The sequence below is a fragment of the Nocardioides sp. zg-DK7169 genome (assembly GCF_013155365.1).
Taxonomy (GTDB): Bacteria; Actinomycetota; Actinomycetes; order Propionibacteriales; family Nocardioidaceae; genus Nocardioides.
Genome location: NZ_JABJRA010000007.1, coordinates 228659 through 248858, shown reverse-complemented (window position 1 = coordinate 248858; position 20200 = coordinate 228659). Strand labels below are relative to the sequence as shown.

Below are 20200 nucleotides of genomic sequence, written 5' to 3'. Positions count from 1 at the left end.
GCGGGGAACCGGCCGTGGACACCGCGACCTGGCTGCTCGTCGAGGGTCTCCTGATCGGGGGTCTCGTGGGCCTGCGCACGGTGTGCGTGCACCTGCTCGACCCCGGCTCGGTGCCCCGGTGCGTCCACGGCCGGATCGAGCTGAGCAACCGGCTCGCGCCCTGGTTCGGGGCGGTGGCGGTGGCCATGGTGCTCACCGGCCTCGCGCTGATGGCCGCGTGACGACGGCCCGACGAGCCCCGACGAGCCCCGACGAGCCCCGAACAAGCCCCGCCGACGGCGCTCCCCGAGCCCGAGATGCCCCCGCGACCCCGGTCGCGGGGGCATCTCAAATTGCGACAGGGAGCGAGGTGAGAGGACTCTAACGTCGCCGCATGACGACTGGGACGACACGTCGGGAGAGCTGCGGGGAGTGCCGCGGCATCGAGCTGACGGAGACGGTCGAGGACTACCTCAAGGCCGTCTTCACCCTCACCTCGCACGGCGAGGCGGCCAGCACCTCGGGCATCGCGGCCCGGCTCGCGGTCGCCCCGCCCACGGTGAGCGCCATGCTCCACCGCCTCTGCGACGGCGGGCTCGTCGAGCGCGCCGGCTGGGGCCGGGTGCTGCTCACCGGCCACGGCGAGGACCACGCGCGGGCCGTCGTACGACGCCACCGGCTGCTGGAGACGTTCCTGCACCGGGTGCTCGGGGTGCCCTGGGACGAGCTGCACGAGGACGCCGAGGTCCTCGAGCACCACCTCAGCGACCGGCTCGAGGACCTGATCGACGCGGCCCTCGGCTTCCCCGAGCGCGACCCGCACGGCGACCCGATCCCGCGGGCGTCGAGCCACGAGGAGCACGGCGAGACCCCGCTGGCCGCCAGCGAGCCGGGCGACGAGTTCCTGGTGCAGCGGGTCTACGACACCGACAGCGCCGCGCTGCGCCACCTCGCCGACCTCGGCATCGGGCCCGGCGTCCGGCTGAGCGTCGAGCGGCGGCCCTCCGAGACCGGCCCCATGTGGGTGCGGGTGGGGGAGCGGCGCAGCGTCCTGAGCTGTGCGGTGGTCAACCTGATCCACGGCCGGGTCGGCTCCGGGGCGGTGGGCGCATGACGCTCGACGAGGTGCCGCGCGCGGCCCGGGCCGTGGTGACCCGCATCGATGCGCGCGGGCCGGAGCGGCGCCGGCTGATGGACCTCGGTGTGCTGCCCGGCGCGGAGGTGGTCGCCGAGGGGACCAGCCCGCTGGGCGACCCCACGGCGTACCTGGTCCGCGGGACGGTGATCGCGCTGCGCCGGGTGCAGGCGCGCCGCATCCACGTCGAACGCGCGGTCGAGCCGTGAGCGCCGACCTGCCGATGCCGTCGACCGCGCGCCCGGCGGCGCCCCCGGGCGCCGAGTGCGGCTCCTGCGCGGTGCACAACACCGCGAACCTGCGCCGGCTCGGGCTGGACGTCGGCGGCTGCGACGCGGTCGTGGCGCTGGCCGGCAACCCCAACACCGGCAAGAGCACCGTCTTCAACGCCCTCACCGGGTTGCGCCAGCACGTCGGCAACTGGCCGGGCACCACCGTGGTCCGGGCGGAGGGCGCGTGCGCGGCCGGGGGACGGACCTACCGCGTCGTCGACCTGCCCGGTTGCTACTCCCTGCTCTCGACGAGCAGGGACGAGGACGTGGCCCGGGACTTCCTGCTGTTCGCCGACCCGGACGTCGTGGTGGTCGTCGTCGACGCCACCCGTCTGGAGCGCAACCTCAACCTGGTCCTGCAGGTGCTCCAGGTGACCGGCCGGGTGGTGGTCGCGCTGAACCTGATGGACGAGGCGCGGCGCCACCGCATCGGCCTCGACGTGCGCCACCTGTCCCGCGAGCTCGAGGTGCCCGTCGTAGCGATGGCGGCGCGGCGCGGCGAGGGGATCGGCGAGCTGCTCGAGCAGGTCGCGGCAGTGGCCCACGGCGCGTGGCCGGTGCGACCGGCCCGGCCCGGGCCCGCCCTGCCGCCCGGGACGGCGCGGGCGGTCGAGGAGCTGACCGCGCTGCTCGTGGCGGAGTACCCCGGCCTGGCCAACGCGCGCTGGGTGGCGCTGCGGCTGCTGGAGGGCGACCTCGGCACCGAGCGCGCCCTGCGCGACGGGAGCCTCGCGGGGCTCGCCCGCTCGCAGGTCGCCCGCTCCCAGGTCGCCCGGAGCGCCTGATGGGCAGCGCGGCGCTCCTCGACGCCGCGTCGCGGCTGCGCCGTGGGCTGCCCGAGGACTTCGGCGACGACGTGGTCGCCGGGATCTACGCCGACGCCGACCGGATCGCGCGGCACACCGTGTCGAGCGACCAGACCCGCGCGCGGCCGGCCCTCGACCAGGTCCTGGACCGGGTGCTGACCCACCGGCTGTGGGGCTTCGTCGTGATGGGCCTGCTGCTCTACGCGGTCTTCTGGTTCACCGTCGCCGGGGCCGCGGCGCCCTCGGACCTGCTCTACTCGCTGCTGGTCGACCGCGGCCACGGCTGGCTGCGCGAGGGGTTCGTGGCGGCCGGGGCGCCGTGGTGGGTGACCGGGCTGCTGGTCGACGGCGCCTACCTGGGCACCGCGTGGGTGGTCGCGGTGATGCTGCCGCCGATGGCGATCTTCTTCCCGCTGTTCACGCTGCTGGAGGACTTCGGCTACCTGCCCCGGGTGGCCTTCAACCTGGACCGGCTCTTCGCCCGGGCCGGGGCGCACGGCAAGCAGTCGCTGAGCATGATGATGGGCTTCGGGTGCAACGCGGCCGGGGTCACCGCGACCCGGATCATCGACAGCCCGCGGGAGCGGCTGATCGCGATCGTCACCAACAACTTCAGCGTCTGCAACGGGCGCTGGCCGACCCTGATCCTGATGGGGACGATCTTCGTCGGCGCGGCCGCGCCACCCGCGGTCGCCGGGCTGGCGGCCGCCGGCAGCGTGGTGCTGGTGGCGCTGCTGGGGATCGCGACCACCCTGGTCGTGTCGTGGGCGCTGTCGCGCACCGTGCTGCGCGGGGAGGTGTCGGTGTACTCCCTGGAGCTCCCGCCGTACCGCCCGCCGCAGGTGTGGCGCACCGTCCGCACGAGCATGATGGACCGCACCTTCAAGGTGCTGCGCCGGGCGCTGGTGATGGCCGCGCCGGCGGGGGCGGTGATCTGGCTGCTCGGCAACATCACGGTGGCCGGCGACCCGCTCGCCGCGCACCTGGTCTCCGGGCTCGGGCCGGTGGGCTGGCTGCTCGGGCTGAACGGCGTGATCCTGCTGGCCTACCTGGTGGCGATCCCCGCCAACGAGATCGTGATCCCGACGATCCTGATGCTCACGCTCACGCTGGACCCCTCGGTGCTCTCCGGCGCCTCGGCCGGGGTGATGCTCGACCTGCCCGACGCCGAGGCGGGGACGGTGCTGGTGGAGATCGGCGGCTGGACCCTGCTGACCGCGGTGAACCTGATGCTCTTCAGCCTGCTGCACAACCCGTGCAGCACCACCGTGCTGACGATCTGGCGCGAGACCGGGTCGGTGCGGTGGACGGCGGTGGCCACGCTGCTGCCGCTGGTCCTGGCGTGCGCCGTCACCGCCACCACCGCGCTGGTGTGGCGGGCGGTGGCGTAGGACCGGCCCGTCCGGCCCGGCGTGGTCCGGGAGCGGTCCGGAAATGGCCCGGATGCGGCCCAGATGGGGGTTGAGGGGCGTCGCGGGGCGTGCGCATGGTGGGTCCATGAGCAACCACGTCACCGAACTGATCGCCTTCACCATCGACACCCCCGACGCGGCGCGGACCGCGCAGTTCTACGCCGACCTCGCCGGGGGCGAGGTCACCGGCGTCTACCCGGAGTACGGCGTCGCCTCGGCCTCGCTGCTCGGCTCGGAGTTCAACTTCCAGACCGTCGAGGGCTACACGGCCCCGCAGTGGCCGGGCCAGGACCGGCCCCAGCAGTTCCACCTCGACCTGCGCGTCTCCGACCTGGACCGGGCCACCGAGCACGCGCGGTCGCTGGGCGCGACGGTCGCCGACGACCAGCCCGAGGGCGCCACCTGGCGGGTGATGATCGACCCCGACGGCCACCCCTTCTGCCTCTGCCCCTAGACGCCCGAGGGTCTCGACGGCTCGACCAGCGGTCGTGAGACGCGGCGGGGGAGTGGGGGCCGGGTCCGGCAGGCTGGCGGCATGACGATCTCCCACCACACCTACTTCGACGACGGCGTGCAGAGCCTCGGCTTCGACGCGGCCTCCGGCCCGGTCAGCTTCGGCGTGATGGCGCCCGGCGAGTACCACTTCGGCACCGACGCGCCCGAGCGGATGAGCGTGCTCGAGGGCGAGCTGCTGGTGCGCGTCGACGGCACCGAGGACTGGCTGATGTACGGCTCCGGGACGGCCTTCGACGTGCCCGGCTCGAGCGGCTTCGACGTGCGGGTGGTGGCCCCGGCGGCGTACCGCTGCGACTACCTGGGCTGAGGCCGTCCGGCCTCACCCCCGGGCGACCACCTCGCGGCGGTCGTCGGGCAGCCGCCGGGTGAGGCCGGCCCGGTCGAGGTGGTCCAGCAGCGGCAGCGCCACCCGACGGCTGGTGCCGAGGTGCTGGCGGGCCTCGCTGGTCGTGAACGGCTGGGGGAGCGCCGCCAGCAGCTGCGCCGCCTCCCGGTCCGCGCCTGGCAGCAGCACGATCCCCGGCGCCGCCCGCAGCAGCAGCCCGGCCTTCGCGGCTGCCGCCTCGCGGCGCGGGTCCAGGCCCAGCTCACGCAGCCGGTCGGCGCTCGGCGCGGCGTACGGCGAGGCGGCGAGGTCGCGCCGGATCGCGGCGACGGCGCGCTCCACCTCCGGCGGCAGCGCGGGCGACGCGGCGGCGGCCACGACCCGGCCCCCGCGCACGGTCAGCGGCGCGGCGACGACCGCGGCCACGATCTCGGGCGAGGGCACACCGAGGCGCTCCGCCAGCGCGGTGAGCGGTACGCCGGGGTCCAGCGGGCGATCCCTGTCGTGCTCGGCGACCAGCGCCGCGACCCGTCGCGCCAGCGCGCTGGCGGCCCGGTCGGCGACCAGCCACCGCCCCGCTCGGGTGATGCCCTCCGGCAGCGGGTCGGTGGGGGTCAGTCCGATGCGGGTGAGCATCCGGGTGTCGACGATGCCGCGCCGCGCGACCTCCGCGCCGAGGTCGGGCGCGCCGTCCCAGCCGGCCCGGGCCCAGGTCGCCGTGAGCGCCCGTGCCCGCCGCGCGGCAGCCCCGCGCCGGCGCAGCGCGGGTGGCGCGGGGTCGAGGACGCGCAGGCCCCAGATCAGGCGGCTCCCCGGGTCGCGCAGCAGCGCCCGGTCGCCGACGCGCAGCGGCAGCGGGCGGTCCAGCGACAGCCGGACCAGGCCCTCGCCGAGGGGACGCACCCGCGCGGTCAGCGAGGCGGCGCCGACGTGCAGCTGCGGGTGGGCGGGCAGCGCGTCGACGTCCCCGGCGACCCGGACGTCGAGCAGGTCGGTGCGGTGCCAGCGGCCGGGGGCCACGAGCACGCTGCCGCGGTCCACCTCCTCCAGCCCGTCGCCGACCAGGTTGAGCGCGACGCGGGCCACGCCCTGGGCCGCCTCGACCGGTTCGCCGAGCGCCTGCACGCCGCGCACCCGGCCGCGCAGCCCGTCGACCTCGACCTCGTCGCCGGGCGCCAGCGTCCCGGCCGGGAGCGTCCCGGTGACCACGGTGCCCGCGCCGCGCACGGTGAAGCGCCGGTCCACCCACATCCGCACGTCGGCGTCCGGGGCGGGGGAGGGCAGCGCGGCCACCATCGCGGTCAGGTGGGCGCGCAGCGCGTCCATCCCCTCGCCGGTGCGCGCGGAGACCGCCACCACCGGTGATCCGCGCAGCGAGGTGCGGGCCAGCTCGGCGCTCACCCGCTCCACCGCGGGCCCGGGGTCGGCGAGGTCGCTGCGGGTCACCGCGGCGACGCCGTGGCGCACGCCGAGGGCGTCGAGGGCCGCGAGGTGCTCGGCGGCCTGCGGCATCCACGGGTCGTCGGCGGCCACGACCAGCAGCACGGCCGGGACCGGGCCGATCCCGGCGAGCATGGTCGGGACGAACCGCTCGTGCCCCGGCACGTCGACGAAGGCGACCTGCCCGACCTCGGGCAGCGTCGTCCACACGTAGCCCAGCTCGATCGAGAGCCCGCGCCGGCGCTCCTCCTCGAGGCGGTCCGAGCGCATGCCGGTCAGCGCGTCGACCAGGGTGGTCTTGCCGTGGTCGACATGCCCGGCGGTGGCCACGACGTGCACGGCTCAGGCCCCCTCGCCCAGCCCGACGGCGTACGCCGCGCGTCGCACCGCCGCGATCACGGCGTCCTCGTCGCAGGGCTCGACCGCGACCAGGTCGAGCAGCAGCCGGCCGGACTCGACCCGGCCCACGACGGGCAGCTCGGGGTCCAGGCGCAGCGGGCGCTCGAGGGCGGTCGGCAGCGCGAGCGCGGCGCTGGGAAGCACGACGCCGGGCGCCCCGCCGCCGCCGACGGCCGCCTCGCTCGGCACCGCGCGGGCCCCGAGGCGCGGCAGGTCGGCGAGGGCGGCGGCGAGCGCGGAGGCACGTGTCAGCAGTGCGTCCGCCGTGGTGTCGAGGGCGCGGGGGACCGGCGGGACCGGCCCGGCCAGGGTCGCCTCGAGGGCGGCCAGGGTCAGCTTGTCCACGCGCAGCGCGCGGGCGAACGGGTGGCGCCGCAGCCGCTCGACCAGCTCGGCGCTGCCCAGCATCAGCCCGCACTGCGGCCCGCCGAGGAGCTTGTCGCCGGACGCGGTGACCAGGTCGGCGCCCTCGCGCAGCGCGGCGGCGGCGCTGGGCTCGTCGGGGAGCCGCGGGTGCGGCGCCAGCAGGCCCGAGCCGATGTCGGCGACGACCGGCACCCCGAGGGTGGCCAGCTCGCGCACCGGGACGCTGGAGGTGAAGCCGGAGACCAGGAAGTTGGAGGGGTGCACCTTGAGCACGAACGCGGTCTGCTCGCCCACGGCCTCGGCGTAGTCGGCGAGGCGCACCCGGTTGGTGGTGCCGACCTCGCGCAGCCGCGCGCCGACGGACTCCAGCAGCTCGGGGATGCGGAACCCGTCGCCGATCTCGACCAGCTCCCCGCGGGCGATGACCACCTCGCGCCCGGCGGCGAGCGCGCAGGTGACGAGGGCCAGGGCCGCGGCGCCGTTGTTGACCACGTGCACGCCGCCGGCGTCCGGGACCGCCGCGGCCAGGGCCGCCATCGCGGAGCGGCCCCGCCGGCCCCGGCGCCCGGTCGCGAGGTCGAGCTCCACGTCCGTGGCGCCCGCGGCCACCCCGATCGCCTCGACCGCGGCCGGCGACAGCGGTGCGCGCCCGAGGTTGGTGTGCACGACGACGCCGGTGGCGTTCACGACGCGGCGCAGCGCGCTGGCCGACGCGGGCAGCGCCGCGTGCGCGGCGTCGGCGACGTCGGCGGGGGCGAGCTCGCCGGCCCGGCAGCGCGCGAGGGTCTCGACGACCGTGCGCTTCACGAGGGCCGGGCCCAGGCGTGCGGCCGCCTCGCGCAGCCGCGGGTCGGCGAGCACGTGATCGGTGCGGGGCGTCGCCCGGCGGGGGTCCTCCACGCGCGTCCTCTCGCCTCTGCTCGCTCCGGCGGCCACGACGTTGGCGGAGGCGGACGGGAATCGAACCCGCCTGACCGAGGTGCTCGGCCACAACGGTTTTGAGGACCGCGCCCGTCACCAGACGAGGAACGCCTCCCCGCAACGTCGAGGTCACCCTAGGACATCGGCCCCAGCGCGTGGGCGGCCCGGCCGAGAGCCTCGCGGTCCTCGGGTGGTCCTCGTAGGGTCGCAGCATGACCGCGACCCCCACCGTGCGCCTCACCCAGTACGCCGCCGGCGGCGGCTGTGCCTGCAAGGTCCCCCCGGGCGAGCTCGAGCGGGTGCTGGCCGGGCTGCCCGGCGGACGCGGCACCGTGCACACCGGCGAGGTCGGCGAGCTGCTGGTCGGCCTCGAGCACGGCGACGACGCCGCGGCGGTCCGCATCGCCGGCGGTCGCGCGGTCATCGCGACCGCGGACTTCTTCACGCCCGTCGTCGACGACGCCTACGACTGGGGCCGGATCGCTGCGGCCAACGCACTGTCCGACGTCTACGCGATGGGCGGCGAGCCGGTGCTGGCGGTCAACCTGCTGGCCTGGCCGCGCGAGCGGATCCCGTTCGAGCTCGCCGCGGAGGTGCTGCGCGGTGGCGCCGAGGTGGCGCTCGAGGCCGGCTGCCACCTCGCGGGCGGGCACAGCATCGACGACCCCGAGCCGAAGTACGGCCTGGCCGTCACCGGCATGGGCGACCCCGACCGGCTGCTGCGCAACGACGCGGCCCGCCCGGGCACGCCACTGACCCTGACCAAGCCGCTCGGCCTCGGCGTGCTCAACAACCGCCACAAGGCCACCGGTGAGCGCTTCGAGCACGCGATCGCCGCGATGACCACCCTCAACCGCGACGCCTCCCGCGCGGCGCTCGCCGCCGGGTGCACCGCGGCCACCGACGTCACCGGGTTCGGCCTGCTCGGGCACCTGTACAAGATGGCCCGCGCCAGCGGCGTGAGCGCCGTCGTCGACAGCGCGGCGGTGCCCTACCTGGAGGCGGCCCGCGAGTCCCACGCCGCCGGCCACGTCCCCGGCGGCAGCGTGCGCAACCTGGACTGGGTGCGCCCCCACCTCGACGCCTCCGTGAGCGAGGACGAGCTGGTCCTGCTCGCCGACGCCCAGACCTCGGGCGGGCTGCTGATTGCCGGAGAGATACCCGGGTACCCGGTCGTCGGGGAGATCGTCGAGGCAGGCGAGCACCCGCTGGTCGTCAGGTAGGTTCGACACCACGCCCGACGGCACGTCCCGCAGCACAGGCACCGCACGCAGCGTCGAAGGAGGGTCCATGGCGAAGTCGTTCCTCTCCTGGCCCGTCGTGCGCCAGTTCACCGGCGCCGACCGTCTGGGTCGCGGCGCCGCGGCGCGCTCGGCGGCGACCGAGGAGATCGAGGCACGCACCGAGACCGCCGACCGGGTCGCACGCAGCGTGTGCCCCTACTGCGCGGTCGGCTGCGGGCAGAAGGTCTTCGTCAAGGACGAGCAGGTCGTGCAGATCGAGGGCGACCCCGACAGCCCCGTCTCGCGCGGGCGGCTGTGCCCGAAGGGCTCGGCCAGCAAGAACCTCGTCACCAGCTCGCTGCGCCAGACCGCGGTGAAGTACCGCGCGCCGTACGCCACCGAGTGGACCGAGCTCGACCTCGACACGGCGATGGACATGATCGCCGACCGCGTCGTCAAGGCGCGCAACGACACCTGGCAGGACCTCGACGACCAGGGCCGCAAGGTGCGCCGCACGCTCGGCATCGCCAGCCTCGGAGGAGCGACCCTCGACAACGAGGAGAACTACCTCATCAAGAAGCTCTTCACCGCGATGGGCGCGCTACAGATCGAGAACCAGGCGCGTATTTGACACTCCGCCACGGTCCCCGGTCTGGGGACCTCGTTCGGGCGGGGCGGCGCCACCGGGTTCCTCCAGGACCTGGCCAATGCCGACTGCATCGTGATCCAGGGCTCCAACATGGCCGAGGCCCACCCGGTGGGCTTCCAGTGGGTCATGGAGGCGAAGGCCCGGGGCGCGAAAGTCTACCACGTCGACCCCCGCTTCACCCGCACCAGCGCGCTGGCGGACAAGCACGTCCCGATCCGGGTCGGCACCGACATCGCGTTCCTGGGCGGGATCATCAACCACGTCCTCAGCAACGACCTGGACTTCCGCGAGTACGTCGTGGCCTACACCAACGCCGCCACGATCGTGAGCGAGGACTACGTCGACACCGAGGACCTCGACGGGCTGTTCTCCGGGTTCGACCCCGAGAGCCGCACCTACGACCCGCAGTCGTGGCAGTACGAGTCCGAGAACGGTCACGGCGCCGCGCAGGCCGACAGCGCCGCGGACCAGGAGCACCAGCGCGAGACCGCGTCGGGGATGCAGAACGAGTCCCACGGCATGCAGGTGGGCGCCCACCCGCGGCGCGACGAGACCCTGCAGCACCCGCGCTGCGTCTTCCAGATCCTCAAGCGTCACTACGCCCGCTACACCCCCGAGATGGTGGCGCGCACCTGTGGGGTCAGCGAGGAGGACTTCCTCGAGGTCGCCCAGGCCTGGGCGGAGAACTCGCGGCGCGACCGCACCACCGCACTGGTCTACAGCGTCGGGTGGACCCAGCACAGCGTGGGCGTGCAGTACATCCGCACCGGCGCGATCCTCCAGCTGCTGCTCGGCAACATGGGCCGCCCCGGCGGCGGCATCATGGCGCTGCGCGGTCACGCCAGCATCCAGGGCTCCACCGACATCCCCACCCTGTTCAACCTGCTGCCGGGCTACCTGCCGATGCCGAGCGCCGGCGTGCACGACACGCTCGACGGGTGGATCGACGCGGTCCGGCTGCCGGGGGCGAAGGGGTTCTGGGGCAACGCCCGGTCCTACGGCGTCAACCTGCTCAAGGCGTACTGGGGCGAGCAGGCGACGCCCGAGAACGACTTCTGCTTCGACTACATGCCACGCCTCACCGGCGACCACGGCACCTACCGCACGGTCATGGACATGATCGACGGCAAGGTGAAGGGCTACTTCCTGCTCGGGCAGAACCCCGCCGTCGGCTCCGCGCACGGGCGCGCCCAGCGCCTGGGCATGGCCAACCTCGACTGGGTGGTCGTCCGCGACCTGTTCGAGATCGAGAGCGCGACGTTCTGGAAGGACTCCCCGGAGGTCGAGACCGGCGAGATCGTGCCCGAGCAGTGCCGCACCGAGGTGTTCTTGATGCCCGCCGCCTCCCACGTGGAGAAGGAGGGCACGTTCACCCAGACCCAGCGGATGCTGCAGTGGCGTGAGAAGGCGCTCGAGGCACCCGGCGACTGCCGCTCGGAGCTGTGGTTCTTCTACCACCTCGGCCGGATGGTGCGGGAGCGCTACGCCGACTCCACGCTGGACCGCGACCGCCCGCTGCTCGACCTCGCCTGGGACTACCCGGTCCATGGCGAGCGCGACGAGCCGGACGCCGAGGCGGTGCTGCGCGAGATCAACGGCTACGAGGTCGAGACCGGCCGCCCGCTGTCGTCGTTCAACGAGATGAAGGACGACGGCTCGACCCTGGGCGGCTGCTGGATCTACACCGGCGTCTTCAAGGACGGCGTGAACCAGGCGGCGCGCCGCAAGCCCGGCTCGGAGCAGTCCGAGGTCGCCCCCGAGTGGGGCTGGGCGTGGCCGGCCAACCGCCGGATGCTCTACAACCGCGCCTCGGCGGACCCCGAGGGCCGCCCGTGGAGCGAGAACAAGGCCTACCTGTGGTGGGACCCGGAGGCCGGCGAGGCCGGCCAGTGGGTGGGAAAGGACGTCCCGGACTTCGAGCTCACCAAGTCCCCGGACTACGTCCCGCCGGAGGGCTCCGACGGCGTCGTGGGCATCGCCGGCAACGACCCGTTCATCATGCAGGGTGACGGGAAGGGCGCGCTCTACGTCCCGCAGGGGCTCGTGGACGGCCCGATGCCGACGCACTACGAGCCGGTCGAGTCGCCGTTCCGCAACCCGATGTACGGCCAGCAGGGCAACCCGGTGCGCAAGGAGTACGACCGCCCCGACAACCCGATGAACCCCACCCCGCCGCAGCTGCACGGGGAGGTCTACCCCTACGTCTTCACCACCAGCCGGCTCACCGAGCACCACACCGCGGGCGGGATGAGCCGCTACGTGGCCAGGCTGGCCGAGCTGCAGCCGGAGATGTTCATCGAGGTCTCGCCGACGCTCGCCGAGCAGCGCGGCCTGGAGAACGGCGGGTGGGCCACGATCATCACGGCGCGCTCCGCGATCGAGGCGCGGGTGCTGGTCACCGAGCGGCTGGTGCCGCTGCGCGTGGACGGCCGCGAGGTGCACCAGGTCTGGCTGCCCTACCACTGGGGTCAGGGCGGCATCGTCACCGGCGACTCCGCCAACGACCTGTTCGGCATCAGCCTGGACCCCAACGTGCTCATCCAGGAGTCCAAGGTGGGCACCTGTGACGTGATCGCCGGGAGGCGACCGACGGGTCCGGCGCTGCGCAGCCTGGTGATGGACCACCAGCACCGTGCCGGGGTGGACCTCGACCCGGGCAGCCCGATCGTGACCACCGGGCCGGCCTCCGAGGTCAGCCAGCACCGCGACCCGGTCGAGCGGTGGGGACCAGACGACGACAGCAGCGACGGGAAGACGCCATGACGAGCCTGTTCAACGAGTTCGACCTGTGGGGTCCGCTGGACCCCGCGGCCGACGCCGGCTACGGCGAGGACAAGCCGAAGCGCAAGGGGTTCTTCACCGACACCAGCATCTGCATCGGCTGCAAGGCCTGCGAGGTGGCGTGCAAGGAGTGGAACGACGTCCCCGCCGACCACTTCGACATGACGGCGACGTCCTACGACAACTCCCACTCGCTGAACTCCAACCAGTGGCGCCACGTCGCCTTCATCGAGCAGCCGCGCCAGCGCCAGCCGACCGTCGACCTCGGGATGCCGACGCGGCGCCCGGCCGAGGACGACATCCTCGGGGGGATGCTGGCCGACGGCGCCGAGGAGGCCGCGCAGGACGGCGTGCCGGACTTCCGCTGGCTGATGTCCTCCGACGTGTGCAAGCACTGCACCCATGCCGCCTGCCTCGACGTGTGCCCGACCGGCTCGCTGTTCCGCTCGGAGTTCGGCACCGTCGTGGTGCAGGACGACATCTGCAACGGCTGCGGCTACTGCGTCCCGGCGTGCCCGTACGGCGTGATCGAGCGGCGCCGTGGCCCCGAGGGCGCCAAGAACGTCGGCATCGCCCAGAAGTGCACGCTGTGCTACGACCGGCTCGGCGCCGGGCAGCAGCCCGCCTGCTCCCAGGCCTGCCCGACCCAGTCGATCCAGTTCGGTGACGTCGAGGAGCTGCGCGAGCGCGCCGAGCAGCGCGTCGCGCGCCTGCACGAGGCCGGGGTGATGGACGCCCGGCTCTACGGCAACGACCCCCACGACGGCGTGGGCGGCACCGGCGCCTTCTTCCTCCTGCTCGACGAGCCGGAGGTCTACGGCTTCCCGCCGGACCCCGTCGTCACCACCCGCGACCTGCCCCGGATGTTCCGCCGGGCCGGGGCCGCCGCCGGCGCGCTGCTGGCCGGCGCGGCGCTCGCGTTCGTGGGGAGGAGCCGATGAGCGACACGCTGCGCCAGGTGGAGGACCGCTCCGGCGCGGGCGGCAACGGCCGTGGTGGTGGCCGGGGCGACGGGCGTGGCGGACGCGGACGCGGCGGCGGACGACGCCGCCGCGGCGGCGAGCGCTCGATGGTGCCGGCGGCGGAGTTCACCTCCTACTACGGGCGCCCGATCGTCAAGCCGTCGCCGTGGGAGGTCGACATCCCGGCCTACCTCTTCGCCGGCGGGCTGGCGGCCGGTTCCTCGCTGCTGTCGGCCGGCGCCGACCTGACCGGGCGACCGGGCCTGCGACGGGTCGGGCGGCTGGGGGCGATCGGCGCGCTGTCGTTCTCGATGGTCGCGCTGGTCCACGACCTGGGCCGCCCCTCGCGGTTCCTCCACATGCTGCGCGTCGCCAAGCTGACCTCGCCGATGTCGGTCGGCACCTGGATCCTCTCCGCCTACGGCCCGTTCGCCGGGGCCGCGGCCGCCGCCGAGGTGGTCTCGATGCTCCCTGACGACGTACGCCTCCGGGGGCCGCTGCGTCTCGTGGAGGCGGTCGGTCGCCCGGCCGGTCTGGTGGCCGCGGTGTTCGCGCCGCCGGTCGCGAGCTACACCGCCGTGCTGCTCTCCGACACCGCGACCCCGTCGTGGCACGAGGCGTACCGCGAGCTGCCGTTCGTCTTCGTCGGGTCGGCCGCGGCCGCGGCGTCGGGGCTGGGGCTGATCGGTGCACCGACGCACGAGACGGGGCCCGCGCGCCGCCTGGCGGTCGGGGGCGCGCTGCTCGAGCTCGCCGCGGAACGCCGCATGGAGCGCTCGATGGGCGTCACCGCGGAGCCGCTGCACGAGGGCAAGGCGGGCCGGCTGATGCGCGCCGCGCGCGCCCTGACGGTGGCCGGCGCGGTGGGCGCCGCGCTGCCGGTGCGCAGCCGCGCGGTCTCCGTGCTGTCCGGGGCGGCGCTGATGGCCGGCTCGGCGTGCATCAGGCTCGGGGTGTTCGAGGCCGGTCAGGCCTCCGCGCGCGACCCGAAGTACACCGTCGTCTCGCAGCGCCAGCGCATGGAGCGTGAGGGGCCGGCGCGACACCGTCCCGAGGACCCCGAGGGGCCGGTCGCCGCGTCCTGAGCGGCGGGGCGGGCCTCAGATCCGCGTGCTGACCCGGTGCTCCAGCTGGGGCGCGGAGGAATGCAGCTGCCCGCGGCTCCACAGCACGAAGATCACCAGCCCGGCGACCACGGCACCGAGGGTGTTCAGGGTCAGGTCGCCCAAGGTGTCGGTGTAGGCGAAGCGGCGCTCGGTGGACTTGCTGAGGAACGTGGCGTACTCGGCGAGCTCCCACACGATGCCGGCCGTGGCCCCGAAGGCCAGGGAGCGCTCCAGGATCCGCCCGAGCGTCGCGCCGCGGTGGAGGGTCAGCAGGATCGCCGCCGCGGTCAGCAGGCCGGTGTTCATGAAGTGCATCCAGTCGTCGAACCAGGAGATCGAGTCGTAGAGGTCCATCCGGTTGCCGAGGGTGTCGGTGAAGCAGGTCACGGTGACCAGCAGGTCGGCCAGCCACGGGAACGACGCGCGGTCGCGCCACCAGACGTACCAGATGAACGGCACGAGGAAGGCCGCCAGCGGGTAGCCGATCGCGCGGGCGTGGGCGCCCTTGTCCTGCATGTTGCCCAGGTCCGGTGAGGTGACGGCGAGGAACATCAGCAGCAGCAGGGCCGCCTTGGCGAGGACGTCGAGGGTGCGGACCGCCTCGGGAACCGGGTGGCGTACCGCCATCACATCACTCACCCGGAGCACCATACCGGCGGGTGAGGGATGGCCCGGCATCCTCCCGGCGCGCCACTAGTTCGTGACGACCGGGGCGGCGCGCAGGTAGCTCTCGTCGGTGACCTGCTCGACCAGGAACGTCGCCAGGTCCGCCCGGGTCATCGACCAGCGCACGGAGTCCAGGCCCAGGTAGCCCGAGCGGATGGTCCCGCGCGAGGGCCGGTCGGTGGTGCGGACCACGCGGGCCAGGGTCCACTCCAGGGACGAGCCGCTGACCACCTCGGTCATCGCGGCGAGGTCGGCCTGGGCGCTGCGCGAGCGCAGCCGGGCCAGGTGCGGCAGCAGCAGCGCGCGCCCGGTCGGCTCGTCGCGCCACCAGCGCACGGCCGCGCTGCCGAGGCCGACGTACCGCGCGACGCCGCAGGCGGTCATCGCCGCCACGACGCGCTCGGTCACCTCGGCCAGCGACGGCGCCTGCGGGTCCTCGGGCGGGGCCAGCACGCTGATGACCGCATCGGCGCCGACCAGGCCGCCCCGGAGCGCCGCCTCGTCGTGCGGGTCCAGCGGCACCGGCCGGTGGGCCTCCGCGCGCAGCCGGGCCACGACCAGGGTGCCGAGGGGGCTCTCCGCCCCCAGCACCGCCACCTGCATCGACATCGGACCTCCCGGCGAGATGGTCTCAGCCCGTGGTCAGCATGACCACCAGGACCCAGATGGCGAACGCCGCGGCGAGCACGGCCGCGACGCCGCACCAGGTGAGGAGCACGACCGGGAACCAGGCGGGGGAGGTCGCACGGATCTCGGCCCACGCGCTGCGGGTGCGCAGGCGGGCCAGGTCGAGCAGCGCGAGCACGATGTCGCGCACCACGTGGGCCGCTGCGGCGAGGGCCGCCGTTCGCGTCGGGCCGGCCGGGGTGGGGGAGGAGGGGGAGGTGGGCTGCTGAGGGGCGGGTGCGGTGCCGGTCGGGCCGGGCACCGTCTCGCTGACCGGGATGGTCGTCATGTGGTGTGTCGTACTCCTTCGTCTGCCTGAGACGACGAAGCAGGGGTCCTGTCGGTTGCGGGGTGGAGGTGTGAGTCGGGTCTCACCGGACGGGGTCGCGGGGCTCCTCGAGGGGTGCCCCGGCGGGTGGATCGAGAGAGGGGTCGGGGGGTGTCTCGTGGGGTGCGTCGGGGTGCTCCACGATGCTGCGCGCCACCTCGAGCAGGCGCGCGACCTCGGGCATGCCCAGGGAGTAGAGGACCTCGTTGCCGTGGCGGTGGGAGACCACCAGGGCGTGGCGGCGCAGCACGGCCAGCTGCTGGGAGAGGTTGCTCGGGCCGATGTCGATCTGCTCGAGCAGCTCGTGCACCGCGTGGTCGCGCGTCGAGAGCAGCTCGAGGATCCGGATCCGGGCCGGGTGGCCGAGAGTCTTGAAGAACTCGGCCTTGCGTCGGTGGAGAGGCGCGTCCATCTGGCACCCTCCTCGGGTCGGGATGCGTACCCCCTCGCCCATTGCGGCGCCGGAGGTGCAATCATGTCGACTTGAAAGATTGTTCAAGTGTGGCTGCAGGCCGCACGATACACACAGAACTCGGCAGGGCCGGCGGGCGGAAGGGTTCCGCTGGTGCTCCGGAGAGGACAGCTCACATGGCTGATGTGCAGTCGGTGCTCGATGCTGCAGGCCTTACCAACCCGCGCGTGCGGGAGTATGTGGAGTACTGGGCCGAGCTCACGGGCGCAGCGCGGGTCGAGGTGGTCAGCTCCGCCGACGACGCTCGCCTGGTCCAGGAGGCTCTGGACGCCGGGGAGCTGCTGCCCGCCGGTGAGGGTCGCTACTACTCCCGCAGCTACCACAAGGACACCGCCCGCTCCGAGGAGCGGACGATCGTCGCGACGAGCAACCCCGCGGACAAGGGCGTCTACAACAACTGGCGTCCGGCCTCGGAGATGAAGCCGATGCTCGAGGACCGCATGCGCGGTGCCTCCGCGGGCAAGACGATGTACGTCATCCCCTACCTGATGGCGCCTCCCGGCAACGCCCTCGGCCCTTGGGCCACCGGCGTCGAGCTGACCGACACCCGCACCGTCGTGCTGCACATGATGCGCATGGCTCGCGTGGGTGTCGAGCACATCAACGACCTCGAGGACCCCAACAGCTTCGTGCGCGCGGTCCACGTGACCGGCGACCTGGAGAACCTCGGCCAGGGCACGCCCGACGACCAGCGCTACTTCGTGACCGTCGCCGACGAGCGCACGATCCTGCACTTCGGCTCGTCGTACGGCGGCAACGCGCTGCTCGGCAAGATCGCCCACGGCCTGCGCCAGGCGGCGTACGACGGCTGGGCGTCGAAGAAGTTCCTCGCCGAGCAGTACATGCTCATCGGGATCCACGACAAGGAGACCGGCAAGGACTACCACATCTGTGGTGGCTTCCCGAGCGCCTCCGGCAAGACCAACCTCGCGATGATGCTGGCCCCGGACGCCCTCGGCGACCGCTACCACGTGTCGTTCTACGGCGACGACATCGCCTGGCTGTGGGTCGACGAGACCACCGGCAAGCTCTACGGCATGAACCCCGAGTACGGCGTCTTCGGCGTGGCCAAGGACACCAACGAGGGCACCAACCCCACCGCTCTGCAGTCCCTCGGCGAGGGCACCGGCGTGATCTTCACGAACGTGGCCTACAACGAGAAGACCCAGGAGGTCTGGTGGGAGGGTCGCACCAAGAACCCGCCGGCCGACGTCGATGGCTGGCTGGACTGGAAGGGCGACCGGATCGCCGACCGCGAGCCCGGCGACACGAGCCCGTGGGCGCACCCGAACAGCCGCTTCACCACCACCCTGGACAACGTCCCGAACATCGCGGCGGACTACAACGCTGCCGCCGGTGTGCCGATCGACGCGATCATCTTCGGTGGCCGCACCCGTGACCGCGAGCCGCTGGTCCGCGCGATCACCGACCTCGCCGAGGGTGTGTACGACGGCCTGACCCTGGGCGCGGAGGCGACCTTCGCCGCCGAGGGCGTCGAGGGCCAGCTGCGCTACGACCCCATGTCGAACCGCCCGTTCATGGCGTACGGCGAGGGCGACTACGCCCAGCACTACCTCAACGTGGTCGGTGCGGCGAAGGAGCAGCCGATCTTCGCCCACGTCAACTGGTTCCAGCGCGACCCGGAGGACGGCCACTTCCTGTGGCCCGGATACCGGGACAACCTGCGCCCGCTGCTGTGGCTGCTGCAGCTCAAGAACGGCGAGGTGCAGGGTCGCCAGACCCCCGTCGGCATCATCCCGACCAAGGAGGAGCTCGAGCTCTCCGGCGTCGAGATCTCCGAGAAGGACCTGGAGACCATCCTGTCGATCGACAACGCCCGCTGGCGCCAGGAGATCGGCTTCCGCGAGGAGCACCTCAAGCAGTTCGAGAACCTGCCCGAGGAGATCTGGGTGGCCCACCGTCGCGTGGCCGCCGCGCTCGAGGCCGAGGCCGACCAGGCCTGATCGCCTCTCAGCACCCGCCCGAAGCCCCTGGAACCTCGGTTCCGGGGGCTTCGGGCGTCTCGGGCCGGTTCGGGCCGGTTCGGGGCGCCGGTTGCCGTTGCTGTCGGTGCCCGGTCCGACGGGGCTCAGGGCCGGGGCACCGCGGCCATCGCGGAGCGCCCCAGCCAGGCGGGCAGCTCGCGGCCGGCGGCGCCGACCGCCTCGAGCGAGGTCCGCGGGTCGGCGAGCAGGTCGGCCCACTCCCGGTCCCCACGCCACACCTCGGTCAGGCCGCGCAGGGTGGTGCGCAGCCACACCGAGGTCTCGAAGCCCGGGTCGTGGTCGCAGACGTCCACCTCGTTGCCGCGCACGCACATCCACCAGCGCGCCTGGCGCGCCCCGACGTCGGTGAAGTGGAACGCGACCACCGTCCGCTCGCGGGGCCAGGCGCCGACCGGCACGGTGCGGCGCATGTCCCACATCAGCAGGTGCGGGTCGAGGTCGGCGACGCCCAGCTCGCCGATCCAGCGCACGCCCCACCGGCCCAGCGCCTCGACCACCTCGGACAGCTCACGACCGCTCTCCGTCAGCCGGTAGCCCACGCCGCCGCGCTCCTCGCGGCGCTCGAGGACCCCGGCACGTTCGAGGGTGCGCAGCCGCTTGGCAAGCAGCGCGGGGGACATCCGCGGCACGCCGCGCCGGATCTCGTTGAACCGGCTGCTCCCCGAGAGCAGCTCGCGCACGATCAGCAGCGTCCAGCGCTCGTCGAGGATCTCCATCGCCTTGGCCACCGGGCAGAACTGGCCGTACGTCGACATCGGGCTTCCTCTCATCCGCCCTCCAGTACACGCCCGTGCGGGCGGCTGCGCCAGAGCGAGGGCGCTTCAGATCCGGAACCACCCGCGGTACAGAGACGGCACTATCCCGGCCGGCCGGTCGCGGCGCAGCGTGGAGGTGTCGTGTTCCCGAGCAGAGAGGCACCGCCATGACCACCGAGACCACCCGCGGCCCGGGCCCCGCCGACCCCGGCGACGCTGCGGTGAAGGAGAAGCATCGCGTGATGTGGGCCAGCGGGGACTACCCCCGCCTGGTCACCGACCTGATCACCGACCTCGGCCCGGCGCTGGTCGCGGCCGCGGGCCTCGGCCCGGGTGACCGGGTCCTCGACGTCGCGGCCGGCACCGGCAACGCCTCGCTGCCGGCGGCCCGTGCGGGGGCGGAGGTGACCGCCAGCGACCTGACCCCCGAGCTGCTGGAGGCCGGGCGGCGCGTGGCGGAGGCGGAAGGGCTCGCGCTCACGTGGGACACCGCCGACGCCGAGCGGCTGCCCTACGACGACGAGTCCTTCGACGCCGTCATCTCCTGCGTCGGGCACATGTTCGCCCCGCGCCACGAGGCGACGGCCCGCGAGCTGGTGCGGGTGTGTCGCCGCGACGGCACCATCGCGCTGTTGTCGTGGACCCCGCAGGGGTTCATCGGGCAGGTCTTCGCCACGATGCGGCCCTACGCCCCGCCTCCGCCGCCCGGCGCCCAGCCGCCGCCGCTGTGGGGCGAGGAGGGGCACCTCGCCGAGATGCTGGGCGCGGACGTCGCCGACGTGCGCTCCACGCGACGGACGGTCGCGGTCGACCACTTCGCCGACGGGGCCCAGTGGCGCGACTACTTCAAGGCCGTCTACGGCCCGACGATCGCGGCGTACCGCCACCTGGCCGACGACGAGGTCCGCACCGCGGAGCTCGACGGCGCGCTCGCCGAGCTGCCGCACCGCTTCGGCGTCGACCCGGGCCCGATGCACTGGGAGTACCTGCTCACCACCGCCCGGCGCACCTGAGC

General features: G+C 73.9%; 20 protein-coding genes and 1 tRNA gene. 13 read left to right on the top strand and 8 right to left on the bottom strand.

The window, feature by feature from the left end; translation table 11 throughout:
• Positions 1 to 14 precede the first annotated feature (14 nt).
• The 7 genes from HOQ23_RS13520 to HOQ23_RS13490 all read left to right on the top strand — a co-directional run bounded on the left by HOQ23_RS13520 (position 15) and on the right by HOQ23_RS13490 (position 4427).
• Positions 15 to 221 carry a hypothetical protein gene (locus tag HOQ23_RS13520; RefSeq protein ID WP_172215116.1) on the top strand — a complete coding sequence of 69 codons (207 nt, stop codon included), beginning with the start codon at positions 15 to 17 and terminating at the stop codon, positions 219 to 221.
• 152 nt (positions 222 to 373) lie between these two features.
• Positions 374 to 1093 (top strand): metal-dependent transcriptional regulator, encoded by a 720-nt coding sequence (locus tag HOQ23_RS13515; RefSeq protein ID WP_172215115.1) that lies wholly within the window; start codon positions 374 to 376, stop codon positions 1091 to 1093.
• Complete coding sequence (locus HOQ23_RS13510) at positions 1090 to 1323, top strand: FeoA family protein (protein WP_172215114.1); 234 nt, start codon at positions 1090 to 1092, stop codon at positions 1321 to 1323. The genes HOQ23_RS13515 and HOQ23_RS13510 overlap by 4 nt, the downstream gene beginning before the upstream one ends.
• Complete coding sequence (locus HOQ23_RS13505) at positions 1320 to 2171, top strand: FeoB small GTPase domain-containing protein (protein ID WP_216654200.1); 852 nt, start codon at positions 1320 to 1322, stop codon at positions 2169 to 2171. The genes HOQ23_RS13510 and HOQ23_RS13505 overlap by 4 nt, the downstream gene beginning before the upstream one ends.
• Positions 2171 to 3583 carry a ferrous iron transporter B gene (locus HOQ23_RS13500; protein WP_172215113.1) on the top strand — a complete coding sequence of 471 codons (1413 nt, stop codon included), beginning with the start codon at positions 2171 to 2173 and terminating at the stop codon, positions 3581 to 3583. Before HOQ23_RS13505 ends, HOQ23_RS13500 begins: the two co-directional genes overlap by 1 nt.
• A gap of 106 nt (positions 3584 to 3689) precedes the next feature.
• Positions 3690 to 4058, top strand: coding sequence for a VOC family protein (locus HOQ23_RS13495; RefSeq protein WP_172215112.1), 369 nt, complete (start codon positions 3690 to 3692; stop codon positions 4056 to 4058).
• Between the two features lie 81 nt (positions 4059 to 4139).
• Positions 4140 to 4427 carry a pyrimidine/purine nucleoside phosphorylase gene (locus HOQ23_RS13490; RefSeq protein ID WP_172215111.1) on the top strand — a complete coding sequence of 96 codons (288 nt, stop codon included), beginning with the start codon at positions 4140 to 4142 and terminating at the stop codon, positions 4425 to 4427.
• A 12-nt stretch (positions 4428 to 4439) separates the two neighbouring features.
• Here HOQ23_RS13490 and selB read toward each other — a convergent pair whose 3' ends face one another.
• From selB to HOQ23_RS13475, 3 genes are all read right to left on the bottom strand, one after another.
• The gene (gene selB / locus HOQ23_RS21595; RefSeq protein WP_172215110.1) at positions 4440 to 6224 is read right to left on the bottom strand and encodes a selenocysteine-specific translation elongation factor; all 1785 of its coding nucleotides are present in this window, start codon (positions 6222 to 6224) and stop codon (positions 4440 to 4442) included.
• Positions 6225 to 6227: 3 nt separating this feature from the next.
• On the bottom strand, positions 6228 to 7550 hold the full coding sequence (selA, locus tag HOQ23_RS13480; protein ID WP_172215109.1) for an L-seryl-tRNA(Sec) selenium transferase: 1323 nt from the start codon (positions 7548 to 7550) through the stop codon (positions 6228 to 6230).
• Positions 7551 to 7591: 41 nt separating this feature from the next.
• Positions 7592 to 7686, bottom strand: a tRNA-Sec gene (locus HOQ23_RS13475).
• A gap of 97 nt (positions 7687 to 7783) precedes the next feature.
• Between HOQ23_RS13475 and selD the strand changes: the two genes are divergently transcribed.
• From selD to nrfD, 4 genes are all read left to right on the top strand, one after another.
• On the top strand, positions 7784 to 8794 hold the full coding sequence (gene selD, locus HOQ23_RS13470; RefSeq protein ID WP_172215108.1) for a selenide, water dikinase SelD: 1011 nt from the start codon (positions 7784 to 7786) through the stop codon (positions 8792 to 8794).
• Between the two features lie 67 nt (positions 8795 to 8861).
• Positions 8862 to 12206 (top strand): formate dehydrogenase, encoded by a 3345-nt coding sequence (gene fdh / locus HOQ23_RS13465; RefSeq protein WP_172215107.1) that lies wholly within the window; start codon positions 8862 to 8864, stop codon positions 12204 to 12206.
• Positions 12203 to 13165: a 4Fe-4S dicluster domain-containing protein gene (locus tag HOQ23_RS13460; protein WP_172215106.1), complete on the top strand. Its 963-nt coding sequence runs from the start codon at positions 12203 to 12205 to the stop codon at positions 13163 to 13165. The genes fdh and HOQ23_RS13460 overlap by 4 nt, the downstream gene beginning before the upstream one ends.
• Complete coding sequence (gene nrfD, locus HOQ23_RS13455; protein ID WP_172215105.1) at positions 13162 to 14271, top strand: NrfD/PsrC family molybdoenzyme membrane anchor subunit; 1110 nt, start codon at positions 13162 to 13164, stop codon at positions 14269 to 14271. Before HOQ23_RS13460 ends, nrfD begins: the two co-directional genes overlap by 4 nt.
• A 15-nt stretch (positions 14272 to 14286) precedes the next feature.
• On the opposite strand, the gene HOQ23_RS13450 is transcribed toward nrfD, so the two are convergent.
• From HOQ23_RS13450 to HOQ23_RS13435, 4 genes are all read right to left on the bottom strand, one after another.
• Positions 14287 to 14931, bottom strand: coding sequence for a hypothetical protein (locus HOQ23_RS13450; RefSeq protein ID WP_172215104.1), 645 nt, complete (start codon positions 14929 to 14931; stop codon positions 14287 to 14289).
• Positions 14932 to 14985: 54 nt separating this feature from the next.
• The gene (locus HOQ23_RS13445; RefSeq protein ID WP_172215103.1) at positions 14986 to 15567 is read right to left on the bottom strand and encodes an NAD(P)-dependent oxidoreductase; all 582 of its coding nucleotides are present in this window, start codon (positions 15565 to 15567) and stop codon (positions 14986 to 14988) included.
• A gap of 22 nt (positions 15568 to 15589) precedes the next feature.
• On the bottom strand, positions 15590 to 15913 hold the full coding sequence (locus HOQ23_RS13440; RefSeq protein WP_172215102.1) for a hypothetical protein: 324 nt from the start codon (positions 15911 to 15913) through the stop codon (positions 15590 to 15592).
• Between the two features lie 82 nt (positions 15914 to 15995).
• A complete protein-coding gene (locus HOQ23_RS13435) occupies positions 15996 to 16364 on the bottom strand; it encodes a helix-turn-helix transcriptional regulator (RefSeq protein ID WP_172215101.1) in 369 nt (122 codons plus the stop codon).
• A 176-nt stretch (positions 16365 to 16540) separates the two neighbouring features.
• Here HOQ23_RS13435 and HOQ23_RS13430 point away from each other — a divergent pair, with 176 nt between their 5' ends.
• The gene (locus HOQ23_RS13430) at positions 16541 to 18388 is read left to right on the top strand and encodes a phosphoenolpyruvate carboxykinase (GTP) (protein ID WP_172215100.1); all 1848 of its coding nucleotides are present in this window, start codon (positions 16541 to 16543) and stop codon (positions 18386 to 18388) included.
• A gap of 125 nt (positions 18389 to 18513) precedes the next feature.
• Here HOQ23_RS13430 and HOQ23_RS13425 read toward each other — a convergent pair whose 3' ends face one another.
• Complete coding sequence (locus HOQ23_RS13425) at positions 18514 to 19200, bottom strand: helix-turn-helix domain-containing protein (RefSeq protein ID WP_216654197.1); 687 nt, start codon at positions 19198 to 19200, stop codon at positions 18514 to 18516.
• A gap of 152 nt (positions 19201 to 19352) precedes the next feature.
• On the opposite strand from HOQ23_RS13425, the gene HOQ23_RS13420 reads away from it, so the two are divergent.
• Complete coding sequence (locus HOQ23_RS13420) at positions 19353 to 20198, top strand: class I SAM-dependent methyltransferase (RefSeq protein WP_172215099.1); 846 nt, start codon at positions 19353 to 19355, stop codon at positions 20196 to 20198.
• The last annotated feature ends 2 nt before the right edge of the window (positions 20199 to 20200 follow it).

Bases quoted from the DNA above. Each gene is read 5' to 3' on its own strand.
- HOQ23_RS13515 (WP_172215115.1), top strand. From the start codon at position 374: ATGACGACTGGGACGACACGTCGGGAGAGCTGCGGGGAGTGCCGCGGC.
- HOQ23_RS13510 (WP_172215114.1), top strand. From the start codon at position 1,090: ATGACGCTCGACGAGGTGCCGCGCGCGGCCCGGGCCGTGGTGACCCGC.
- HOQ23_RS13500 (WP_172215113.1), top strand. From the start codon at position 2,171: ATGGGCAGCGCGGCGCTCCTCGACGCCGCGTCGCGGCTGCGCCGTGGG.
- HOQ23_RS13495 (WP_172215112.1), top strand. From the start codon at position 3,690: ATGAGCAACCACGTCACCGAACTGATCGCCTTCACCATCGACACCCCC.
- HOQ23_RS13490 (WP_172215111.1), top strand. From the start codon at position 4,140: ATGACGATCTCCCACCACACCTACTTCGACGACGGCGTGCAGAGCCTC.
- selD (WP_172215108.1), top strand. From the start codon at position 7,784: ATGACCGCGACCCCCACCGTGCGCCTCACCCAGTACGCCGCCGGCGGC.
- HOQ23_RS13460 (WP_172215106.1), top strand. From the start codon at position 12,203: ATGACGAGCCTGTTCAACGAGTTCGACCTGTGGGGTCCGCTGGACCCC.
- nrfD (WP_172215105.1), top strand. From the start codon at position 13,162: ATGAGCGACACGCTGCGCCAGGTGGAGGACCGCTCCGGCGCGGGCGGC.
- HOQ23_RS13445 (WP_172215103.1), bottom strand. From the start codon at position 15,567: ATGTCGATGCAGGTGGCGGTGCTGGGGGCGGAGAGCCCCCTCGGCACC.
- HOQ23_RS13440 (WP_172215102.1), bottom strand. From the start codon at position 15,913: ATGACGACCATCCCGGTCAGCGAGACGGTGCCCGGCCCGACCGGCACC.
- HOQ23_RS13435 (WP_172215101.1), bottom strand. From the start codon at position 16,364: ATGGACGCGCCTCTCCACCGACGCAAGGCCGAGTTCTTCAAGACTCTC.
- HOQ23_RS13430 (WP_172215100.1), top strand. From the start codon at position 16,541: ATGGCTGATGTGCAGTCGGTGCTCGATGCTGCAGGCCTTACCAACCCG.
- HOQ23_RS13425 (WP_216654197.1), bottom strand. From the start codon at position 19,200: ATGAGAGGAAGCCCGATGTCGACGTACGGCCAGTTCTGCCCGGTGGCC.
- HOQ23_RS13420 (WP_172215099.1), top strand. From the start codon at position 19,353: ATGACCACCGAGACCACCCGCGGCCCGGGCCCCGCCGACCCCGGCGAC.